The sequence below is a fragment of the Tengunoibacter tsumagoiensis genome, assembly GCF_003967535.1.
Lineage (GTDB): Bacteria > Chloroflexota > Ktedonobacteria > Ktedonobacterales > Ktedonobacteraceae > Tengunoibacter > Tengunoibacter tsumagoiensis.
The window spans coordinates 4,568,817-4,592,184 of sequence record NZ_BIFR01000001.1 but is presented as its reverse complement, the minus strand read 5'-3'; the positions used below and the strand labels follow the sequence as shown (position 1 = coordinate 4,592,184).

Here is a 23,368-nt window from a genome sequence, read left to right as displayed (position 1 = left end):
CTTAGCGAGTGGAGACATCTTTTATGCGTATCATCATCGTCGGCGCTGGTCCCACGGGCCTATTAGCGGCCAATCTATTGGGGCAACTGAAGATCGAGACCATCGTTCTTGAGCGGCGGAGTGGTTTAACGCTAGAACCCCGGGCCATCAGCATCGATGATGAAGGGCTCCGTTGTTGTCAGATGGCAGGCCTGCACAAACTCCTCATGGAGCAGATGAATCTCAATCTTCCAGCGCTCTATCTCTCGCATAGACATGTTCTGGCATGTATCGCACCCACTGAACAACCCAATGGCTTTCCCTCTATCTCCACATTTCATCAACCAGACTTAGAGGAAACCCTGTCTATAGGTCTGACCCGTTTTCCCCATGTGCAGCTTCACTTTGAGCATACCGTCTGTTCAGTCGTACAAAATGATGAGCAAGTGCAGGTAATCGTCAAGACCCCTTCTCAACCTGAAACCCTCTTTGTTGCAGATTATGTACTTGCCTGTGATGGTGGGCGCAGTACCATTCGCCAGTCTCTGGCGATCCCCCTCTCCACTCCTCTCTTTCCAGGCTTCGGGTCAGGCAAACGATCAGGTAAGTCAACCCGAGAAAAAAGCTCGCACAATCAGCGCTGGCTGGTTATTGATGGAGTCGAGAGCGAACCAGGAGAGCCTGCCATTCATTTCTTCTGTCAGCCATCTCGACCAGTTGTCGCCGTCTCCGCCCCAAATGGAAGAAGACGCTGGGAGCTTATGCTGTTTCCAGATGAGTTCATAGACCAGCAGGAAAAGCTTATCAAACTGCTTAAGCAGACCTGTGAGCGGCACCAGAGTACACAGCTCCATGTATCCACCCTGACCATTCAGCGTCAGGCAATCTATACATTTCAGAGTGCGGTAGCGGAGCGATTGCAGGTTGGTAGAGTCTTTTTACTTGGAGATGCCGCCCATATGATGCCCCCCTTTGGGGGACAGGGCATGAATAGTGGGTTCAGAGATGCAGCCAACCTGTGCTGGAAGTTTGGGCTCATTCAGCAACGAAGCGCCACCTCTCACATTCTCGCAAGCTATCAGCAGGAGCGGCTCCCACATGTCAAGCAGATGATCCTCTTCTCAACCCTGCTGGGTCGGCTTATCATGACTGGAAACCCTGGGATCGCCTGGCTACGCGATCGTTTTTTTCTCACACTCCAAAAGTGCCCCTGGCTCTACCAGAACGTGAGCGAGCTAAAGATCAAGCCGCATACAGGCTATACACATGGACTGGTGCTCTCCACCGCGCAGAAATGGGTGGGGAGATTGGTGCCGCAGCCAGAGATCATCACTATGCAAGGAGAGCACAGAATGTTAGATGAGGTACTGGGCCCTGGTTTTGCCCTCCTCACACTCTATAATAGAGAAGAAAAATCTCTTGTATGGTTGGAAAGACCTTTCTGGCAACGCATGAATGTGCGACGCATCTGCCTCTATGCTCTTAACCAGCGGCAGGAGGTGAAGCAACTGGAGGGAGAGAATCAGAATTGTCTGGTGAATAGCGAGCATGTGGAGTGGCTACGCAAACACAGAGACCATTATTGGCTTATCCGCCCCGATCGCTATGTACTGGCCATCTTTCGCGTCGAAGAGGTCGCTGAGATTGAAAAAAGGTTAGAGCATCTTTTTACGCACTCTTAATGGAGCAAACGCCATAACGCGTGCAGCTGTAATCCATCTCCTCCCATGACCTCCAGCATATCATTCGTGAATATTCCGCTGCTGATCTGCACCTTCATACCAGGCAAGGAGATCGTGGAGGTGAGCGACAGCTCCGATGACAGTGAGAGCAGGCGAGCTCAGGCCAGCGGCATCAGCGCGTGCAGCAATATCTTCCAATGTTCCGATGACAACACGCTGTCTGATCGTCGTTCCCTCTTGAACCACAGCAGCTGGTGTCTGAGCGGAGCGTCCGCCAGCTATAAGCCGCGTAGTAAAGTGAGGGAGAGCTTTAACGCCCATCAACACAATAAGGGTTCCTCCCAGAGCTGCTAGCGCATCCCAGTTAACGGGAGGAGAGGCAGCTTTTCCCTCGTGTCCAGTGACGATAGTAACGGACGAAGCGTAGTCACGGTGAGTGACAGGAATACCCGCATAGGCAGGAGCAGCGATAGCCGAACTAATGCCAGGAATGATCTCAAAGGGAATACCAGCTTCTGCAAGAACCTGAGCTTCTTCACCCCCGCGTCCAAAGACAAAGGGATCGCCCCCTTTTAGTCGTGCGACTGTGCGACCCTGTTGAGCATACTGTACCAGCAAGGCATTGATCTGCTCTTGTGGGAGCGTATGGCAGTCAGCCCCTTTGCCCACATAGATCAGTTCAGCGTCAGAGGGAGCCTCCCGTAAGAGTTCAGGAGCTATCAGCCGATCGTAGAGAACAACCTGAGCCTTTTGGAGTGCCCGCAGGCCCTTAACAGTAATTAACTCAGGATCACCAGGCCCTGCCCCAATGAGATACACCAGACCTGGCCGTCGTGCAGATGATGTATCGGCCAGGTTCGGCTGGATCATTTTATTCTGTGGTAAGATAACTTCCATTGTTGATTGGCGTTTCTTTCATACTAGCGAGGATAGTCGCTGCTGATACCTCAACATTGTGACTGCGGAGCAGGCGCACCGTTGTAGCCAGGGCTTCGACCTCATCTCCTTCGACTAAGAGCTCAAGGATATCAGAGTGAAAATAAGCTTCAAAGAAAGCGTCTCGTTGTGCATAGCTGAGCGCGTGCTCTTTGAGATACTGGCGAGCCACAGTAGCGATCCGGAGATAGCTGGCATACTCATTGGGGAAGAGCTTCTCAAGGCGCTGGCGAATGCGTTTAGCAAGCCCTGGACTGGCCCCCTCGGTCGAGACTGATATCGTGAGCTGACCCCGTCGTAAGATAGATGGGACAATAAAATTACAGAGCTTTGGCACATCAACAATATTGACCAGTTGATTGCGCTCCTGCGCCTCTTGCCAGATAGCTTGAGCCAGTTCTGGTTCATAGGTGGCAGAGGCTACGACAACAAACGCGCCCTCTAGATCACCATAGGCATAATTTTTATAGCGGAGGGTGACAGCCTTCATCTGAGCGAGATCCTGGAGTTCATCGCAGAAGACAGCGTTCATGACAGTCACCCTGGCACCGCTATTACTGAGTGCCGCAGCCTTCTCTGCTGCGACGCGATCGCCTCCAATCACGAGGGCGAGGCGATCGCGTACATCTAACATGATGGGGTAGTAGTTTGGCATGCTGCTATCCGATCGTTATGTGTGCCGCAGCTTTCTCTTTCAATTGTGCGAAGCCGATACGATGACAATAATCACCAAATCCTTCTTGATTCTGGCGCTCATTTTTCCAGAAAGAGAAGAGAGGAAGAAGCGTTGGAGCAATCTCAGCAGTCTTTACTCCCTGTGCATAGAGCGTATTGAGCCGGGTATTCTCGGTATCACCACCTAAATACAGATTATAGATATCTTTTGAGCGACCGACCAGACCGATATCACCCATATATGGGCGAGCACAGCCATTGGGGCAGCCAGTCATGCGTATACTGATCTTCTCATCCGCCAGGCCCAGAGCCTGTAGATCGCCCTCAATCTGTTTCACCACGTTGGGAAGCAAGCGTTCAGATTCTGCAACAGCCAGACCACAGGTTGGAAGGGCCGGGCAGGCCATTGCAAAGCGATAGGTACCAGCATCGTCGGGATTGCTTGAGATGCCAAATTCGCTCAGGCGGGCCTCGAGAGCCGCCTTCTGCTCTTCTGGGATATTGGCGAGCAGGATATTCTGCTGGCCGGTAAGACGGAATTCTGGCTGGAACTCTTGCGTAATGGCTCGCAGGCCAGATTTAAGGCGAAGCGTCCCAGTATCCTTAATGCGCCCATTGACGATATTAAGTCCCAGGCACCAGCGACCGTCGGCCTGTTGCTGCCATCCAAGATGATCATTGAGCTCATGGAAGTGAACAGGGCTGGGATTGGCCAGCGTATAGCCCAGGCGCTGCTCCACCTCGGCCTTGAACCAGGGGATGCCACGCTCTTCGACCACATATTTCATACGAGCATGCTTACGATTCTGGCGATCACCATAGTCGCGCTGAACGGTTACAATGGTCTCGACCACTGGAAGAGCCTGTTCAACCGTAACATCTGCAAATGGCTGGGCCAGGAGAGGATGCGTCTCAGCCTTGCCATGGGTGGTGCCCATACCGCCACCGATCACCAGAGTAAAGCCAACCAGCGTCTCATTCTCAATTTTTGCGATCAGGCCAATGTCCTGAGTATAGATATCGATGCAGTTATCGCCTGGATAGGCCACGCCAATCTTAAATTTGCGGGGCAGATAGGTATTGCCATAGATGGGCTCCACAACCTCATCTTCACCCGGGGCCTCAATATCGTGAGAATGTTCACCATCGATCCAGATCTCATAGTAGGCGCGGCTACGGGGTGCCAGATGGAAGGCGATCTCCCGAGCAATCTCCTGTACTTGAGCCTGTGCTCGGCTAGCGACAGGAGCGGGGCAGGCCATCACATTACGGTTGACATCACCACAGGCCGACAGCGTTGAGAGCAAGGAGGTATTGATCGAATGAATCGCCTCATGGAGATTTCCTTTGAGAATACCATGAATCTGAAAACTCTGGCGTGTTGTCACGCGAAGGGTGCTATTACCAATGCGGTTTGTGAGATCATCTTGCAATAAATATTGGTCTGCCGTCACAATGCCGCCAGGGATGCGGGAGCGCACCATAAATTGATAAGCCTTCTCTTCTCCAGAGGCTTTGCGTGACTGGCGCTGATCGCGATCCTCTTGCTGATACGATCCATGAAACTTAATTAATTGCACCAGATCTTCAGACAGGTGCGACGTGGGCAGCTTGAGCTCCTCAGAGATCGTACCACGTAAATGCCTGCTTTCTAATTTAATCTGTTCAACTTTGCTTCCATTCCCCTCGCCCAGCGCTAACAGATTATTTCCCTCTGAAGTTGGTTTGGGACGATCTTGTTCGGATGACATATATGGCATCTCCTTTTATCTCAAGCCTTATAGTTGTTTTGTACGCTGTACTGTGGTCTCTTTATCCTTGCTTTTGGTGCGTGTTTGTTGATATAGTAGATCAACAATATTTATGTTATACCTACTATACGGTCAGGTCGGCAGGCTGTCAACCCTTTTTACAGGAAATAGACAGCGTTATTCGTGAAATTGTGTGAGGACTAAACACATGAGTTTTCTGTTAAGCTGCATTTCCACTCGGCACTCAATGCTGAAGAAACACTGGTCTGAGACAAAGACGGACCCTAACACGCCACCCAAGACAGAGTGTCCAGTGACCGTATTGGGAAGCCTTCACAAACCCAAGGACGAGCAGGGCGGTCTGCTCTGTCTGATCAGCGATGAGGGAGAAGTTCAAGCGCAGGCGCAATTAGAGATGCCCGCAGGGATGGCCTTGACCGATCGAGGGCTTCTCGTTGCCTCATTGTTTGATATCCATGAGCTTTCGTTAGATCTCTCCATTGTTCAACAAAATGCTGTAAGCCTTCCTACTTTTAATATGTTACACTCGTTGTCGCGTACCCGACAGGGGTATCTTGTGGCCAGCACTGGCCTGGATGCACTGTTTGAGTTCTCAGCCGATGGCAAGCTTCTGTGGGAGTGGTGGGCCACCGATCATGGATTTGATTTAACCCCCACAGGCGAGCCTCGTATTATTGATAAGACCGATGACCATCGAGGCGTTAAATACGGCACGCTTGCCCAGACCACGCACGTTAATTCTGCTGCTGAGCTACCAGATGGAACTATTCTGGCAACGCTCTTTCATCAGGGAACATTGATTGCTATTGATCGCAGTACAGGCGAATGGCAGGTTGTGCTTGATGGTCTGGATCATCCTCATTCGGTCCGTGTCCTTGATGAACATTTTGTCACTCTTGCCGATACTGGGCGCGGCCAGGCTTTATTTGTCAACATCCAGAATCTGAAAGGAAAGATCGAAGCGTCTGTTCCGGTCCAGACCAACTGGTTGCAAGATTCCTATTATGATACTCGTGCCGATAAATGGTACCTCGTTGATGGGAAGAACACCCGTGTCATTGTGCGCTCAGGCCTCAATGGCGAGAAAGAGGTTGCGCAGTTTGAACTGGATCCTGAGTGGCGTCTCTATGAGGTCTTACCACTCTAAGGTGTCCTCGGTCGTACTCGGCACAGATCTTCCTACAGGCAGGAAGATCTGTGCTGATTTGTTTGTTGATGAGATAGACACTAGTCAACCTCGCCAGCGCGCAGACCTGGTGGGAGTGCAGCTGGACGTTCGCAGCTCGTTGTAAGCTCCAACTGACGATTCTCTTCTGACGACTCGAGCAGAGACTGCATCACATCCAGGACATGATAGGCTAGCTCGCCATTGGCGCGATGTGCGCGGCCAGTGCGTAGCGCACTGGCAAGGTCAGCTACTCCAAGGCCAAGTGTATTCTCTGGATGGGTATGTTCGACCTCTTCCCATTTTCCGGTGTTGGCCTGCCAGAGCCGGACCGACCCGCCAAAAGTATTGGGATCAGGGACACTCAATGTCCCCTCGGTGCCGTAGATCTCCAGGATAGGCGCATTGGAGGCCCAGGTATCGAAGCTGGTTACCAGAGTGCCAACAGCCCCATTGGCAAAGTCCAGCACGCCAGCGATATGTGTGGGCGTATCGACATGAATAATCTTCCCGGCCTTTGGCTGGCTGGTGATAGTTCGTTCAGGGAAGGTAATGCGAGCAGAGCCTGACACGCGCCGGATGGGGCCAAGAAGAGCAATTAACGCAGTGAGATAATAAGGACCCATATCAAAGAGCGGCCCACCACCTACCTGATAATAGAACTCTGGATCAGGATGCCAGTTCTCATGACCATGGCAGAGCATATTCCCGGCGGCAGCAATTGGCGTGCCGATTTTTCCGTTGTCGATAAGATAGCGACAGGTCTGAATGCCTGCCCCCAGAAACGTATCGGGGGCGCAACCAATGCGGACCCCTTGTTCCTGTGCCAGGCGTAAGAGGGGATGAGCCTCAGCTCGCGTTACGGCAAGCGGCTTCTCACTGTAGACTGATTTGCCTGCTTGAATGATCTGTAGATCCACATCTGCATGAACTTTAGGGATTGTAAGGTTGACGACAATCTCTATGGCAGGGTCCGCCAGCAACTCCTCAACACTACATGCTCTAGCAATCCCATGTTTAGCGGCCTGTGCCTGGGCTCGTTCGAGAAATATATCGGAACAGGCAACAATCTCAAGATTTTCGAAATTATGGCCAGCTTCTAAATAAATATCGCTAATTTTGCCACAACCAATGATGCCGATGTTTGTTTTTGACTTTGTCATTGTCATAAAGCCTCATTTCTACATGACGACGTTGCTATTGTAGAAGGGATGTATAACAGAGAGTGTACCTTATTTCTGGCTCAAAAGTACAGCCAGAAGAGGTGATTTTAGACCGCTTACTTGCTCTTCGCCCCCTTTCCTTACTTGCGTTGCGCCCCCTATAGAGAAGACAGCCTCACTCTCTGCTATATTTTATAATGCGTAATTAAGCTTTTTATAGAAAAAAATCTTAATTACGCATGAATGGAAACATCCACAGGTAATATTTCTATTGTTATCATTCTCATAGTAAGCGTAAAATAGCTAATCTTTTTTGTGAATTATAATGGTTAAATTATAAAAATTGCTATATGTACAAAAATACTTTTACGAGAATTTTTTATACTGTAATCGAACGAAGCATAGAGAAGTGAGATTCAGTTGTGTCATGAATTTCCCATTGGAAAAAGAGGCTCCATGCAGTTCATCCATGAATGTTTCATTTGAGTATGTATGAGGGATATGTGAGTGATGCATCAACCGATCTCTAAAGGTCAGAGCACTAAGCGTTGGCAACTACTCATGAGAGTAGTAGTGATTCTTTTGATCTTTCTCGCGCAACTTTCGATTCTGGCAACGTATGTTCCCGCTCAGATTCATGCCGCAACGCATGTATCGACTACTAATACTATTAGTGGAATTGTATTTGATGATTTTAATCAGAGCGGAGTGAAAGATACACGAGAGCCTGGCCTGGGAGGTGTAACAGTTGTTGCCACGAATAGTGCTGGTACTGTGTTAGGAACGACTTCAACTGCATTTGGTTCGACATTAGGCCAATATAGTCTGAATATTCCTACGGGATCGGGGTCAGTACGTATCCGATTTGGAAACTTTGGAGCCACATCTACTTATACACAATTAATTGGCTACCAGCCCTCGGCTCACTTAACAGGAGCCTTAACCGCAACAGGTACTTCAATTGCCTTTGTGAACGGTAGTTTGAGTTCAAATACGGTGAACCTTGGTCTGACGCGTCCAGCGAGCTATTGTCAGGCCAATCCAAGCCTGTCAACCAGTTGCTTTGTTCAGACATTTGCTGGTGGAACGGCAGGGAACGACGTTTTATTGCGTTTTAAATACAATGATTCAGGGGATGCGGGCTCCAGCGGCCCTGCCCCAACGCAGCTGGCTACTGCTGCTCAGATTGGTTCTACCTGGGGTCTGGCATACCGCCGCTCTTCAGATACCTTATTTGCAGCCTCATTTCTCAAGCGACATGCAGCGCTGGCGACGCAAGATTCCGTAGGTGTGATTTATAAAATCCAGGGAGCCAATAGTGCTTCACCTGGCGCACCTGTTCCTTTTGTTGACCTGGAGAACCTGTTCGGCTTCACAACAGCCGGTTACGATGCACGTAATCCATCGAGTATTAGCGACTATGGCAATGACCCAGCTACTTTCAATACGGTTGGAAAATATTCTCTGGGTGGCATGGCGATGTCGGAGGATGACTCGACCCTCTATGTCATGAATTTATACGATAAGAGATTGTATGCGATACCAGTAGGAAGTGCACCCAACAGCCCTGTCGCACCGACAAGTAGCTCTCAAGTGACACGTACAACGATTCCTTTTCCATCAGACTGTCCAACAGCGAGCGATGTTCGTCCATTTGCTGTGACTGCATATGATGGTCTCATCTACGTTGGTGCAGTCTGTTCTGCTCAATCAACAGTCACCTCAACGCTTTCATTGGGGGATCCAACCAGATTGAGAGCCTATGTATTTGCTTATACTCCATCGACTGCAAGCTTTAATGCCAATCCTGTTCTGGATATTAGTTTAAATTACACCCGACACTGTAGTGTTGATATTACCAGTTCGGCCTGCCCGACGCAGGGAGGGACTCCCCCATATCTAGATCCCGGACGCCCCGCTGCCTGGAATCCCTGGCGGAATAATATCCTCCCTCTTGTCCCCGGGATGGTTGCGTATGGAGCCGAGGGAGTCAATTATACAGGTTCAACCTCTTATCCACAGCCAATGTTTACCAGCATTGCCTTTGACAATGGGGATATGATCCTGGGCTTGAGGGATCGTTTTAGCGATCAGAGTGGGTATCGAGACCCCTCACCAGATGGATCGGTAACGAACCAGGCAATGTCGGCCGGTGATACATTACGAGCCTGTTTAAATACAGCGGGAGATCTTACTTCAGGCTGGACCTTAGAGAATAATGGTTCATGTGGAGGGATCACTCCAGCAGGGGCGGCGAACCAGAGTCCGGCGCGTGGTCCTGGTGGTGGTGAATATTACTTTAATCAGCAATTTTCCAACATCCATGATAACGTGTCTATCGGAGGAGTGCTTCAAATTCCTGGTTTTTCCGACGTAATGTCAACAGTCTATGATCCAACTGACAATATTTTTAGCGCGGGAACGCGTCGCTGGAGTAACACAACAGCAGCTACCACGAGCGCCTATCAGATCTACTATAACTCAGGTAGCCTCCAATTTTTTGGCAAAGCGGCTGGTCTGGGTGGTTTAGTTGCTTTCTGTCAGGCCGCCCCCTTTGAGATTGGGAATCGTATCTGGTACGATACAAATGGGAATGGTATTCAAGATGCAGGGGAGGCAAACATCCCGGCTGGGGTCACCGTTCATCTTTATTCAACCACCAATCTCACCACGCCTATTGCGACTACTACAACGGCTGCCGACGGTACTTATTATTTTAGTAGTGCCACAACCAGTGCCCTCTTGCCCTATACAAGCTATGTGATCAAATTGGATAATGCCGCTAATTATCAAAGCGGTGGTCCATTAGCAGGGTACCAGTTATCGCCAGCCAATCAAGACACAATCAATCACGATATAGACAGCAAAGCAGCGCTACCCAATTCATCGCTGGCGATTGGGAGTGGCAATTATCCGACGATATCAGTTTCACCTCACACTCCTGGCCAAAATGATCAGACTTTAGACGTTGGTTTCACAGCTGCGCCGGATCTCAGCATAAATAGCACCCTGGCAACTGGGACCAGTTACACTGTTGGACAGACCGTGAATTATACCTTGCAGGTCAGCAATGGAATTTCTTCGGGTCCTGTGGTAGCTTCTAGCCCAATCACTGTGACTGATGCTATTCCGACTGGACTGACAAATCTATCTGCGGTGGGCAGTGGCTGGACAGTTTCTCTTAGTGCTACAACCAGCCCCGCTACGTTGATTGCAACGTATACTGGAACCTATCCAGTAAATGCAGGCACCTCTCTACCTGCCATTACCTTATCTGGAACGGCTAACAGCTCCGCTCCTCCCGGCATAAGTAATACTGTTCTTGTTTCTACACCAGGAGATAGCAATACTACCAACAATAATAGTACTGTTGCAATTACAGTAACAAGCCCGACGGCAACACCGAGCCCGACGGCGACACCAAGCCCGACAGCAACACCGAGCCCGACGGCAACACCAAGCCCGACGGCAGCACCAAGCCCGACGGCAACACCAAGCCCAACAGCGACACCGAGCCCAACAGCGACACCAAGCCCAACAGCGACACCAAGCCCAACAGCGACCCCACTTCCCGTGTTGCCAGATGCATCAGTGAGCCTTACGACAGCAGGGGGCAGTGCGTATACGGTGGGGAATGTGGTCACCTATAATGCAACGGTCTGTAATGTGGGTCTGGCTTCAATTGTGACGCCGGGTCTGGTGAGTGTAAGTGGAGTGTTGCCTGTTGGGCTCTCAGGAGTGAGTGTTGCCGGCAATGGATGGTTGCTCACATCGCTTACCTCAACGATCAGTCCAGCCAGCTATAGTGCAACGTATACCGGGCTCTCAGCGATTCTGGCGGGCACCTGTTTAGCCCCTCTTGTGATTACTGGAACCCTGACCAGTGCAGGCGTGCCCTCACTCACCAGCTCTGCTACGGTAAGTAGCCTGCTGGACAGCAACCTGAATAACAATACAGCCACAAATACGATTACGGTAACGGCTGCTCCCACGCCAACGCCAAGCCCGACAGCAACGGCGACGTCAACGCCGAGCCCGACAGCAACGGCGACGTCAACGCCGAGCCCAACAGCAACAGCAACACCGAGCCCAACAGCGACACCACTTCCCGTGTTGCCGGATGCGTCAGTGAGCCTTACGACAGCAGGAGGCACTGCGTATACGGTGGGGAATGTGGTCACCTACAATGCAACGGTCTGTAATGTGGGTCTGGCTTCAATTGTGACGCCGGGTCTGGTCAGTGTAAGTGGAGTGTTGCCTGTTGGGCTCTCAGGAGTGAGTGTTGCCGGCAATGGATGGTTGCTCACATCGCTCACCTCAACGATCAGTCCAGCCAGCTATAGTGCTACCTATACAGGGCTTTCAGCGATTCTGGCAGGCACCTGTTTAGCCCCTCTTGTGATTACTGGAACTTTGACGAGCGCAGGCGTGCCCTCACTCACCAGCTCTGCTACTGTAAGTAGTCTGCTGGATAGCAACCTGAATAACAATACCGCCACAAATACGATCACGGTAACGGCTGCTCCAACTCCCACGCCGACACCAAGTCCAACTCCGACGGCGACACCAAGTCCAACAGCAACAGCACTACCAACAGCAACGCCGAGCCCGACAGCAACAGCGACGGCAACACCGAGCCCGACGGCGACAGCGACCCCACTTCCCGTATTGCCAGATGCATCAGTGAGCCTTACAACAGCAGGGGGTAGTGCGTATACGGTGGGGAATGTCGTCACCTACAATGCAACGGTCTGTAATGTGGGTCTGGCTTCAATCGTGACGCCGGGTCTGGTCAGTGTAAGTGGAGTGTTGCCTGTTGGACTCTCAGGAGTGAGTGTTGCCGGCAATGGATGGTTGCTCACATCGCTCACGTCGACGATCAGTCCAGCCAGTTATAGTGCTACGTATACCGGGCTCTCAGCAATTCTGGCAGGAACCTGTTTAGCCCCTCTTGTGATTACTGGAACCCTGACCAGTGCAGGCGTGCCTTCACTCACCAACTCTGCTACTGTAAGCAGTCTGCTGGATAGCAACCTGAATAACAATACAGCCACAAATACGATTACGGTAACGGCTGCTCCGACTCCCACGCCGACGGCGACACCAAGCTCGACGCCCACGCCGAGCCCAACGCCAACACCAAGTCCAACGCCGAGCCCGACGGCGACGCCAAGCCCAACAGCAACTCCGAGCCCAACGCCGAGCCCAACGCCAACACCAAGTCCAACGCCGAGCCCGACGGCGACGCCAAGCCCAACAGCAACTCCGAGCCCAACGCCAACGCCAACGGCGACACCAAGTCCAACGGCGACACCAAGTCCAACGGCGACGCCGAGCCCGACGGCAACGCCGAGCCCGACGCCAATACCTTCTGATGTGTCAATAAATTTGATCAGCCCAACAGGCAGTACGTATACTTCTGGGAATGCAGTCACTTACAATGCAGTTGTTTGTAATGCAGTGTTAGCAGGCTCTGTATTCACACCAGGTTCAGTAAGTGTGAGCGGGATTCTTCCGGTAGGGCTTTCAGATATAAGTGTTACTGGAAGTGGTTGGACAAATATCTCTCTCTCCTCAACACTCAGTCCAACAAATTATACAGCCACCTACACAGGGGGGTATCCTATACCAGGAGGATTGTGTCTACCGCCTTTAATCATTTCAGGCACGCTTACAGATGCTAGCATCCCTTCGCTAACGAGTTCAATCTCCGTAAGTGCCCTTAATGATAGCAATCCTGGCAATAATATCGCCAGTAATACTATCATTGTGAACGCAGTGCCCACGCCAACGCCAAGCCCAACAGCAACAGCGACAGCAACGGCAACTCCTCTGCCTCCAGACGTGTCGATTGTGTTGAATAATCAGAGTAGCTCAACAGTGACTGTAGGTCAGACGCTCACGTATAATGCGATAGTTAGTGTAACTGGGAATGCAGGAGCCATAACAGCCCCTAACAGTATTACCGCTAGCGTTGTGATTCCTATTGGACTTACAAACGTCATAGCAAGTGGTTATAATTGGACAATTGGTTTACTATCCGCAACGACCAGTCCTGCGATTATAACAGCAACGTATATAGGTACCTATCCGATCCAGCCGGGCGCAGTATTGCCACCATTGACAGTGACTGGAGTACTAACGACAGGATCGGTACCATCATTGACGAGCACAGCCAGCGTAGGAACTATTGGAGATAGTAATCCGTTCAATAATCTGTCCACCAATACGGTACTGGTGAATGATCTGCCAACACCAACGCCGACGCCAAGTCCGACAGCGACGCCGAGCCCGACGGCGACACCAAGTCCGACGGCGACACCAAGTCCAACAGCGACACCGAGTCCAACGGCAACGCCGAGCCCGACAGCGACACCAAGTCCGACGGCGACACCAAGTCCAACAGCAACACCAAGTCCGACAGCGACACCATTACCTCCAGATGTTTCAATTGCATTGAGCAATCAAGGGGGATCGACGCTCACAGTAGGTCAGACACTTATCTATGTGGCAACAGTCAGTGAGACAGCCAATGCTGGGGCGGCGACGGTACCTAATTCAATTACAGCCAGTATGGTGATTCCAGCGGGACTTACAGGTCTGACTGCCAACGGTTCGGGTTGGATCGTTAGCTCGATCTCAGCGACAACCAGTCCCGCAATTATCACAGCCACCTATACGGGAACGTACCCGGTATTACCAGGCAGTAGTTTGTCACCTCTAGTGATTATTGGGACTCTCACCAGTAGTTCAGTGCCTTCACTAACGAGTACTGCCAATGTGGGAATTGGCGGAGATAGTAACCCGTTCAATAACTTTGCCACGAATACTGTGCTAGTAAATGCTCTTCCCACGCCAACGCCGACGGCGACGCCAAGTCCAACAGCGACGCCAAGCCCGACGGCGACGCCAAGCCCGACGGCGACGCCAAGCCCGACGGCGACGCCAAGCCCGACAGCGACGCCAAGTCCGACGGCGACGCCAAGCCCGACAGCGACGCCAAGCCCGACGGCGACACCAAGCCCGACAGCGACGCCAAGTCCGACGGCGACGCCAAGTCCAACGGCGACGCCAAGTCCAACGGCGACACCAAGTCCAGCACCAACACCAAGCCCAACAGCGACGCCGTTGCCGCCAGATGTGTCGGTTGTACTGGGCAACCAGGGTGTATCAGCATTTACAGTAGGTCAGACAGTAACGTTTAGTGCTTCAATAAGTAATGTATCGGGAGCAGGAGCCATCACAGTTCCTAACTCTATTGTGGTGAACACCATTGCCCCAGTTGGACTGACAGGTATCTCTGTAGCTGGTAATGGATGGACCGTGAATTCCATCTCAGCAACGACGAGCCCAACCATTGTTACTGCAACCTATACTGGGAGTTACCCTGTGCTACCAGGACAGGCATTGCCTCAACTTCTATTGACAGGGACAATCGCCTCTAGCGCAGTGCCTTCGCTAACTCTTGCTAGCTGTGTGTCGGTTCCGGGTGAGAGTAATCCATCCAACAATCTGTCGATTGATACAGTTCTTGTTAATCTCGTGCCCACACCAACAGCACTACCAAGTCCAACAGTAACACTCAGTCCTGTGAGTGCGCCTGATCTTTCGCTTCAACTCACAGAGCTTAATCCAACACCTATTCCGGTGGGAACGGCTGTTGCTTACAATGTCAAAATCTGTAATAGCGCTGGATCAGGAAGCGTGACCGGTCCTAATTCGATTACAGTGACTGGTGTTCTTCCAATAGGGTTAACAGGGGTCACCGTCAAAGGAACAGGCTGGACCCTGAACTCCATCTCAGCAACGACCAGCCCAACGAATTTTACAGCGACCTATACAGGGAGTTATCCAGTGTTGGCTGGCCAATGTCCTGGTCTGTTAACGATTGTAGGTGTTGTGACAAGTGCTGCTGTCCCATCCATTACGAGTTCGGTCACAGTGAGTACGCCGGGAGACAGCAATCTAGCAAATAATACGGCGAACAACACGGCAACGGTCTCTCAACCAACGCCAACACCAACGCCAGGCCCAGCGGATCTTTATATTGGGGTGAGCACGAAAGGAGGGTCTACCTATACAGTGGGGCAGAGTCTGACCTACAATGTTGTTGCGGGGAATACTTATGGCACCGGCTCTGTAACTTCAACCAATCCAGTTACGGTAAGTATTACTATTCCAGCCGGTCTGACGAATATTAGCGTTCAGGGCACAGGGTGGACAATTGCATCTCTGAGCTCAACTACGAGTCCGCTTACAATTGCAGCTACCTATACGGGAAGCTATCCTATTATGGGTGGGAGAATCCTCCCCGTCATTGCAGTCTCGGGCACTCTTACTGCGAGCGCAGTTCCTTCATTAACCAGTACGGCCAGTGTCTCTGTTTCAGGAGACATCAACCAGGCAAATAACCAAGGAACAAATACAGTAACCGTCAACGCCGCTTCGACCTCTATCGTAAAGTTGCCAGAAGAGAGGCCATTGATAAGGCCCCTCTTCTCAGCCTGGAAGAAAGCATTTCTTTTCGATAGATAGCCAGGTCACAGGTACGCTGCGGTGCGAGACTTCATCCTTAGGATAAGCCTCGCACCGCAGAGACCAATGACCTGGTTGCTTGTCTCATTCAGTGTTTGTCGCTTTTTTTATCTCTCAAGCTCTTTTACGGCTAGATTGATAGCATAATCACGAATAGAGTGAAAAGGAATTTCTCTCGTTCTGTAAGTTTAGAGCTCTTTAACCAGGACACGACCATCAGTGAGTAACAGGTAGAGCAGCTGTGGTGTCAGGGCCAGATCAAGGATATCGTTAATTGAGATCTCTTGAGAGGCCTTCTCCCAGGTCAGCCCATGATCGTGAGATTGGAGCAGGCTCTGTGTCGTCAGCGCAAGCAGTATCGTCCCATTTCCAACAATGCGCCGAATGCCGCCCTGTCCGAGGGTTACTTGTTTCCAGAGACCTGGAACCTCCTGCAAGAGCAGACTATCGGCCATTGTCAAAAGAGGTGGCTGATCATAGGTAGTCACCAGCGGCCAGTTGGTCTGCCCATCCAGCTCATGCTTCCAATTCTTCCCATTGTCGCGTGAGCGCCAGACGTGAGCATTGAGTTGTCGGGGATCATAGCAGACAGCGATGAAAGAGTCCTTCGTGACAAGCAGCGAGCTCAATGGCAAGATGCCAAAGGGAGCCGTTAGCGGTTGCCAGCTTTTGCCCCCATCCTGCGTACGATAGAGATACGTCCCATCGCCACTACCAGCGCAACCGATGCGGCCATCAGCGCGAAAGGCCATCTGAGAGATATTGCCCGGTTCGCCGGTAATCACCGTCTGCCAGGTTTTGCCACCATCGGTCGTACGTTGGAGTCCCTGAAGGCTAGAAATAAAGAAAGACGTATCAGGTCCGGGTAAGACAGCAGTTAAAGGATAAGGGATATCAGAAAGCGCCTTCCACTCGCCCTCAGCGAACTTCCACATGCCCATATGAAGACCTGATAGATAGATCGTGCCATCAGCAACAAGCAAGTTGTGTAGATCATGAACTGGCGGGTGGGGCAGAACGCTCCAGGTCTGTCCATCATCCTGACTGATAAAGACCCCATTGGTTGTGCCAATAAAGAGTGCGTGCTGGGAGGCAGTGAGAGAGAGTACAGTCGCCATCTGTACCTCTTCCCAGGTCTGTCCATCATCCTGCGAGCGAAGAAGCCCTTGATTAGAGGTTGCCACCAGGAGCGTTGCAGATGCAGTCCGCCACAGGCCAGTAATCTCGGCCTCTGTCGAGAGCTCGCCGTACGATTCCCAGGTTGCCCCATAATCATCTGAGAGAAAGAGCCCCTCCGTCTCACTGGCAGCTAAGAGCGTCTGATCGGGATTGGCGATAAGTGAGATAAAAGAGAACTCCTCGCTATTGCGCACAAAGCGCCAGGCGCGTCCACTGTTGGTAGAGCGATGCAGTCCATCGGAGGTAGCAGCCAGAACCGTCTCGCCCTCCAGCCAGAGAAGAGCATTAACTTCCAGACTCTGGAGTCCAAAATTGACGCTTTTCCAGGTTACTCCGCCATCTTCGCTGCGAAGAATACCAGTCTCGAGAGTCGCCGCTAATAACGTATGGTCTTGAGCGAAACGTGGAGAAGCGACAATCGCCATAATTGAGGCCAGCCCCTCAGTGAGCTTGGCTGCTTCCCATGTAGTCCCCCCATCTAACGAGAAGGCAATACCCTCGACGCCACCAGCAAAGATGCGTCCTTCAATTATTTCGAGCGTGCTTACGGACGTAAGTGGCAGTCCTGCGAGATGCGAGTACCAGTCACGGTTGGTTGTGGTATGTACAGTATTTGAGATATTTGAGGTATTTGAGATATTTGTAGTATGGGCAATACCGCCAGTGCCACCAGCCCAGAGCTCCTCACCGCGTGTTGCAATTGCAAGAACAGGCGATGGAATAGCCAGAGCGGGAATGTGTTGCCATCGTTGTTGTGTTGTTTCCATATGCGTATCCACCCCTACATCAAAATGAGTGCTTCAGTTGTTAAGGCCATTGTCGCGACACTACTTGCCGCCTCAAGAGCAGCACGTACTACGTATGCACTATCAAAGATACCGGCTTCGAGCATTGAAACATACTGCCCGGTGCGAGCGTCAAAGCCATAACCCGCCCCTAAGCGTTGTACCTCATCAAGAGCCAGTGGGGGATAAACGCGGCCAAAGTTTTGAACGATCTGTAAGAAAGGAGCACTTAAGGCTTTGGCCACAAGTGCAATGCCAGCCGCCTCATCTGGCTGTGAACAGGCAAGCGCAGCCTGTTCAATGGCTTTAATACAGGAGAGATAGGCTACCCCACCACCGGCAACCACTCCATGTTCACGTACATCTTCGATTACCCGTAGAGCATTGCGAACTCGCTCTTTTTGATCTTCGCTTTCTTTGTCGCTCGCCGAACTTAACTTGAGGACACCAACTCCTCCAGCCAGGCGGCCAAGGCGAGCACGTAGAAATTCCCGCTCCTCCTGAGAATCTTTTTTCTCCTTAAGAGATTGCTTGATGCGTGCTTTAATCTCAGACATTCGAGTGCGAATCTGCTGCTGTTCGCCAGAACCATCAATGATCGTAATATTGGAATGAGTGATTGTCGCCTTACGGGCCTGACCTAGATAGGATGGCATAAACCTTTTGGGGGAATAGCCAGTCTCTTCCGAGAGGACGCGAGCGCCTGTGAGAGCGGCCATATCCCCCATATCCTCGATGCTCGTCATAATCCCTGAAGAGAGGATGCCAATACCGATAGTCAGCACGCCGCGGGTATGGTTAAGAATCAGAGCGTCACGAGCAGGGCCCTTAATAGAGCGAGCAATGAGCAAGAGGGGAGGCTTTTCGGGAAGCGAGACCGCAAACTCCAGTGCCGCTTGAACCTGTGAGAGCTCTTCAACATTTTCGTTGATTAAGAGAATCAGAGGATGTTGCAGCTCCAGTCCAGCTTTCCCCTCAGGAATCAAGAGGCGTTCACCTGGATAGCCAGGCCAACTGCCACCAGAGACATATTCCCGGTCATGATGCGACGCCTCGCTGTCGTGAATGACGATCGGAGCATTCTCCCCCAGCACATCAGCCATCTCGCCAATAATCTGCCCTAACTCTTCATTGCCTGTAAGAGCAATGCTTAGCTTTGTGAGCATCTCTTGACCAGAGACTGGTTGAACCTGTTGATCTAATTGTTGTTGCGCAATGGCAACACCGCGCTCGATCCCCCGTTTGAGCAGAGTTGAATGCATCCCGGCTGCCGTCATTCGGGTGCCTTCTCTCAGCATCGCACGTGCCAGAACAGTTGCGGTTGCTGCGCCATCGCCATAGGTCTCATGCATCTGAAGAATCATCGTTCGCAGGAGCATCGCACCAATATTTTCTCCGCGATTCGGTAATTCAAGAAAGCGTCTGGCGATAGTGCCAGTATCGGCCAGCAGCTCAATCTCAGAAGGAGTCACTGCATTTATCACCACACGCTGGGAGGGGCCCAGCGTGGTAGCGATCGGGGTTGCCAGTGTCTCAAAACCCCGTTTGAGGATCTGTGAAGAGGCCGGGGATTGGAGTAATTCTTGATGTACAGTCATGGTCTATTCTACCTTTATTGCGTTTTCGCTGATGGGATCGAAAAGTTTGAGCGCTTCCAGGTTGACACCAACCTTGATGCGATCGCCTACATTAGGATGCGCTTCTTCTCCGTCGCTAAATTGTGCCTGTGCGGTCAGATCGTTCCCTAATTTCAGCGTCAGGATCGACTCACCAATCTGCGACTCGATATCGAGGACTTCAGCCGGGATCTGATAGACCTGATGATCAACAGTTGTGAAAAACTCCTGTTGAACAATGGCAGTGGGAGGAAGACCAAGGATAATCTCATTTTGCTGATAATTTTGCAGAATAGCATTCCATTTAGCTGGCAACGGAATCGTCAGGCCATTGATCGCAACAGCGAAGGCGCCATTTCCACGGACCAATTGGCCGGTTAAGGTATTCATAGGAGGAGTACCGATGAAGCGAGCCATAAAAACATTGCTGGGGAAGTTGATTAACTCATCTGGAGTGCCCACTTGCTGTAAACGACCTTTAGCAATGACGGCAATGCGATCACCGACCGCAAAGGCCTCGCTCTGATCGTGCGTAACATACAGACTGGGCTTTTTCTTGGTGCGATGGACATTCAGGATATCGCGTCGAGCCTGGAAGCGGAGTTTGGGGTCCAGGTTAGAGAGTGGCTCATCAAAGAGGAAGAGTTCAGCATCTTTAGCCAGACAGCGAGCCAGCGCCACACGTTGCTGCTCACCACCTGAAAGATCATTGATGGAGCGAGGGAGGTGGGAGGTCAGTCCGAGCATCTCAGCGGCCGAGCGTACACGTTTGTCGACCTCATTTTTAGCCACATGCCGTGTCTCGAGACCATAAGCAATATTGCCAAAGACAGTCATATTAGGGTAGAGTCCATAGTCCTGAAAGACCATTCCCAGATTACGTTGGCGTGGAGTGAGATTGGTAATATCCTGGTTGCCCAGCACAATCTTACCACTATCTGGCTGCTCCAGACCACAGATCAAGCGTAGCGTCGTACTTTTACCACCGCCGGAAGGTCCTAACAAGACAAAGAACTCACCTTCCTGGACCGAAAAGCTAATATCATTAACGACAACATTGTTTCCAAAGCTTTTGCGCAACCCTTGCACAACAAGTTCACTCATAGTGCTCCTCTATCCTTTAGCTAGAAAAATAGTACGATATGCAAATGATAAGATGGAGTGGTAGTCGATCCGAGATGGACTACCACTCTCATTTAGAGCTGTACAGTTGGCGAATCACTGCCAACAGGCCAGGTTAAAATTGGATACCAGGGCCATAAAGCAGAGAACGCTCCGTCTCAGCATCAAAGAGTTGGATTTTGCGGCGATTGACTGCCAGAGGTACCTCTTTGCCAATATAGCTTGCTGGAAGGCGTGCTTTAAACGTTGCGATAAAGTCTTGCCCTTCGGCTCCCAGGGTTGTGAGATAGACAGTGCACCCTGTAGAGGTTGGCTCAATGACATTGACAATGCCATGAATGGTATTTTCAGCCGTAACAGGGAAGGGAGCATTGCGAGGTGGATGCAGATCTTCGGGACGTAAGCCAAGAGTCACAGGTCTACCGATATGGCCGCGAATCTTCTCTTTCATCTCATCGGCAGCTCGGACAGTAAAGGCCTGGGTGACAATATCGATCTCGCCATTGTTGTTGCGCAGTTCAGCGTCAAAGAGATTGATACTGGGTGTCCCAATAAAGAAAGCGACAAAGCGGCTATAGGGCTGGTCGTAGAGCTCCGTCCCTGTGCCGATCTGCTGAATTTTGCCATCGCGCATGACCGCGATACGATCGCCAAGAGCCATGGCCTCAGACTGATCATGAGTCACATAGACACTGGGGCGGCCTTTTTCGCGATGGAGCAGCAGAATATCTTCGCGAGCCTGATGGCGCAATTGAGCGTCTAGATTGGCCAGAGGCTCATCATAGAGATAGAGGCTGGCATCTCGGACCAGAGCACGAGCCAGAGCCACACGCTGTCGCTCACCACCACTTAACTGGCGAGGTTTGCGTTTGAGCAAGTGGTCAATACGGAACATGCGGGCCGCAGCTGGAACGCGCTCGCTGATCAGCGCGCGATTTTCATGGCGAGCACGCATACCATAAGCAATATTCTCATAGACAGTAAAATGAGGAAAAATAGCGTAATCCTGGAAGACCATCGCCACATTGCGATCTTTAGGACGGATCTCATTGACAACTTTTTCACCGAAGCGCAGCGTGCCGCTTGTAATTGGCTCCAGTCCCACAAGCATACGCAACGTGGTCGTTTTGCCACACCCAGAAGGTCCAACGAGCACCAGAAGCTCGTCTTCACCGATATCCAGGCTTACATCATTGACGGCTAGCTTGTCCTGATAACGCTTTACCAGATTTGTTGCTGCGATTGCTACCATAGCTTGTATACTCCTTGTTGTTTGGGCTACTACGATGAATCAATGTCCTTTTTTGCGCCAGAATCATCGACATAGATGATCCTGGATATTAGTGCGCTTAAAAAAAGTCGGGTGTCCCAGGGGTATAGATGACCTCTTCACCTTCTGCGGCAAAGAAATAGACTTTATCCCAATCGGGAGTGAGAGCGATAGCTTTGGTCTCTGGTTGTTCGAGAGAGGCAATAGCATTGATATGCTTACCTGCAAGATTGCCATGGACAAAAGCCGCACGTTCGGTAGGGATGCGCTCGATATGGCTGACAGAAAGTGTCACTCCATCGGGAGTATTCAGGACCCAGCCTTCTGGGCGTATTCCCATGCGGAGAGCCCCTTGCGGGAGACTGGCTGCAATATGTTCTGGTAAGTTCCAGGCATGATTGACCTGTGAGACGATGACCTGACCATTGGCAACCTGGACCGGAAGAATAGTTATTGGGGGGGTGCCAATAAAAGTTGCGACAAAGAGATTGACAGGACTATAGTACAGCTCGTCAAAAGTGCCAACCTGTTCGATCACCCCATCACGCATCACCGTGATTCGGTCACCCATGAAGATAGCTTCCTGCTGATCATGAGTCACATAGATCGTCGTAATGCCAAATTTTTTGAGCAACTTCTTAATCTCAATACGGGTGCGTTCGCGGCGTTTGGCATCCAGGTTCACAATGGGTTCGTCCATTAAAAAGACCAGTGGATCACGAACGATACAGCGGGCAATAGCGACACGCTGTTTCTCACCGCCTGAGAGGGTATCGGGCAAACGACCAAGGAGAAGTTCGAAATCCACGCCCATCAATTCAGCAGTCTGGCGGACGCGTGCTTCCATTTCGGCTTCAGATTTCTGGTGCATCTGGAAATAGTAAGCCAGATTACCTTTTCCTTTCATAACGGGATAAAGCGCATAATCCTGGAAGACCATTCCAATCCCACGATCTTGCGGTTTAATATTCGTCATGTCGAAATCATTGTAGAATAACTTACCAGCTTGAGGCATTTCAAGGCCGGCAACAATTTTGAGCATCGTGCTTTTGCCGCAGCCGGAGGGACCGACGATGCTCATCGTCTCGCCATCATGAATATCCAGGCTGACATGATCAAGAGCTGGCCGTCCTTTGTAGCCGGTCAGGGTGACCTGTTCTAATTCGTCATATTGTTTTAAGATATTTTCGAGTCGAACGCGCATGGTTTTCCTCTCTTTAGCAAACACCTCTAGCGGGATGGGTGGCTAAACTCTGTATGCAAATATGAGCAGTGGTAAACATGGTGGATGAAATCTGAATGGCTTCAGATTTTTAACCAGCAGTCTCACAAATCTTCTTCGAAGTGCTAGAGCTTTCTAGCAATTATACCTGTTACACAATGTTTATGCAATAACGGAACAAAGCTGTTTGAGATCTTACCACCCTATGGCTTCGAATTAGTGCATGCTTTAAAGTGACACGTGTATTACTTTCTTTTGTGTTACTTT

12 protein-coding genes are annotated in these 23,368 nt (G+C 51.0%); 3 read left to right on the top strand and 9 right to left on the bottom strand.

Annotated elements, in window-relative coordinates:
• Positions 1–23: 23 nt before the first annotated feature.
• Positions 24–1,661 carry an FAD-dependent monooxygenase gene (locus tag EL628_RS17965; protein ID WP_126581287.1) on the top strand — a complete coding sequence of 546 codons (1,638 nt, stop codon included), beginning with the start codon at positions 24–26 and terminating at the stop codon, positions 1,659–1,661.
• A gap of 60 nt (positions 1,662–1,721) precedes the next feature.
• On the opposite strand, the gene cobA is transcribed toward EL628_RS17965, so the two are convergent.
• From cobA to EL628_RS17950, 3 genes are read right to left on the bottom strand one after another with little or no spacing between them, the layout of a single operon-like run.
• Positions 1,722–2,558, bottom strand: coding sequence for a uroporphyrinogen-III C-methyltransferase (gene cobA / locus EL628_RS17960; protein ID WP_245994144.1), 837 nt, complete (start codon positions 2,556–2,558; stop codon positions 1,722–1,724).
• Positions 2,533–3,252, bottom strand: coding sequence for a precorrin-2 dehydrogenase/sirohydrochlorin ferrochelatase family protein (locus EL628_RS17955; RefSeq protein ID WP_126581286.1), 720 nt, complete (start codon positions 3,250–3,252; stop codon positions 2,533–2,535). The genes cobA and EL628_RS17955 overlap by 26 nt, the downstream gene beginning before the upstream one ends.
• 4 nt (positions 3,253–3,256) lie before the next feature.
• Entirely contained in the window at positions 3,257–5,023 is a 1,767-nt protein-coding gene (locus EL628_RS17950) for an NADPH-dependent assimilatory sulfite reductase hemoprotein subunit (RefSeq protein ID WP_126581285.1), read from the bottom strand.
• A 208-nt stretch (positions 5,024–5,231) separates the two neighbouring features.
• Between EL628_RS17950 and EL628_RS17945 the strand changes: the two genes are divergently transcribed.
• Positions 5,232–6,191 (top strand): hypothetical protein, encoded by a 960-nt coding sequence (locus tag EL628_RS17945; protein ID WP_126581284.1) that lies wholly within the window; start codon positions 5,232–5,234, stop codon positions 6,189–6,191.
• 80 nt (positions 6,192–6,271) lie between these two features.
• Here EL628_RS17945 and EL628_RS17940 read toward each other — a convergent pair whose 3' ends face one another.
• Positions 6,272–7,372, bottom strand: a complete 1,101-nt coding sequence (locus EL628_RS17940) for a Gfo/Idh/MocA family protein (RefSeq protein ID WP_126581283.1) — start codon at positions 7,370–7,372, stop codon at positions 6,272–6,274.
• A 510-nt stretch (positions 7,373–7,882) separates the two neighbouring features.
• On the opposite strand from EL628_RS17940, the gene EL628_RS29875 reads away from it, so the two are divergent.
• Positions 7,883–15,907, top strand: coding sequence for an SdrD B-like domain-containing protein (locus tag EL628_RS29875; protein WP_161975581.1), 8,025 nt, complete (start codon positions 7,883–7,885; stop codon positions 15,905–15,907).
• 188 nt (positions 15,908–16,095) lie between these two features.
• On the opposite strand, the gene EL628_RS17920 is transcribed toward EL628_RS29875, so the two are convergent.
• The 5 genes from EL628_RS17920 to EL628_RS17900 all read right to left on the bottom strand — a co-directional run bounded on the left by EL628_RS17920 (position 16,096) and on the right by EL628_RS17900 (position 23,083).
• The gene (locus tag EL628_RS17920; protein WP_126581282.1) at positions 16,096–17,853 is read right to left on the bottom strand and encodes a WD40/YVTN/BNR-like repeat-containing protein; all 1,758 of its coding nucleotides are present in this window, start codon (positions 17,851–17,853) and stop codon (positions 16,096–16,098) included.
• 14 nt (positions 17,854–17,867) lie between these two features.
• Complete coding sequence (locus tag EL628_RS17915; protein ID WP_126581281.1) at positions 17,868–19,469, bottom strand: TCP-1/cpn60 chaperonin family protein; 1,602 nt, start codon at positions 19,467–19,469, stop codon at positions 17,868–17,870.
• 3 nt (positions 19,470–19,472) lie between these two features.
• Entirely contained in the window at positions 19,473–20,591 is a 1,119-nt protein-coding gene (locus tag EL628_RS17910; protein WP_126581280.1) for an ABC transporter ATP-binding protein, read from the bottom strand.
• A gap of 133 nt (positions 20,592–20,724) precedes the next feature.
• Positions 20,725–21,861 carry an ABC transporter ATP-binding protein gene (locus EL628_RS17905; protein WP_126581279.1) on the bottom strand — a complete coding sequence of 379 codons (1,137 nt, stop codon included), beginning with the start codon at positions 21,859–21,861 and terminating at the stop codon, positions 20,725–20,727.
• A 97-nt stretch (positions 21,862–21,958) separates the two neighbouring features.
• Positions 21,959–23,083, bottom strand: coding sequence for an ABC transporter ATP-binding protein (locus EL628_RS17900; RefSeq protein ID WP_126581278.1), 1,125 nt, complete (start codon positions 23,081–23,083; stop codon positions 21,959–21,961).
• Positions 23,084–23,368 lie beyond the last annotated feature (285 nt).

Bases quoted from the DNA above. Each gene is read 5' to 3' on its own strand.
- EL628_RS17965 (WP_126581287.1), top strand. From the start codon at position 24: ATGCGTATCATCATCGTCGGCGCTGGTCCCACGGGCCTATTAGCGGCC.
- cobA (WP_245994144.1), bottom strand. From the start codon at position 2,558: ATGGAAGTTATCTTACCACAGAATAAAATGATCCAGCCGAACCTGGCC.
- EL628_RS17955 (WP_126581286.1), bottom strand. From the start codon at position 3,252: ATGCCAAACTACTACCCCATCATGTTAGATGTACGCGATCGCCTCGCC.
- EL628_RS17950 (WP_126581285.1), bottom strand. From the start codon at position 5,023: ATGTCATCCGAACAAGATCGTCCCAAACCAACTTCAGAGGGAAATAAT.
- EL628_RS17945 (WP_126581284.1), top strand. From the start codon at position 5,232: ATGAGTTTTCTGTTAAGCTGCATTTCCACTCGGCACTCAATGCTGAAG.
- EL628_RS17940 (WP_126581283.1), bottom strand. From the start codon at position 7,372: ATGACAAAGTCAAAAACAAACATCGGCATCATTGGTTGTGGCAAAATT.
- EL628_RS29875 (WP_161975581.1), top strand. From the start codon at position 7,883: ATGCATCAACCGATCTCTAAAGGTCAGAGCACTAAGCGTTGGCAACTA.
- EL628_RS17920 (WP_126581282.1), bottom strand. From the start codon at position 17,853: ATGGAAACAACACAACAACGATGGCAACACATTCCCGCTCTGGCTATT.
- EL628_RS17915 (WP_126581281.1), bottom strand. From the start codon at position 19,469: ATGACTGTACATCAAGAATTACTCCAATCCCCGGCCTCTTCACAGATC.
- EL628_RS17910 (WP_126581280.1), bottom strand. From the start codon at position 20,591: ATGAGTGAACTTGTTGTGCAAGGGTTGCGCAAAAGCTTTGGAAACAAT.
- EL628_RS17905 (WP_126581279.1), bottom strand. From the start codon at position 21,861: ATGGTAGCAATCGCAGCAACAAATCTGGTAAAGCGTTATCAGGACAAG.
- EL628_RS17900 (WP_126581278.1), bottom strand. From the start codon at position 23,083: ATGCGCGTTCGACTCGAAAATATCTTAAAACAATATGACGAATTAGAA.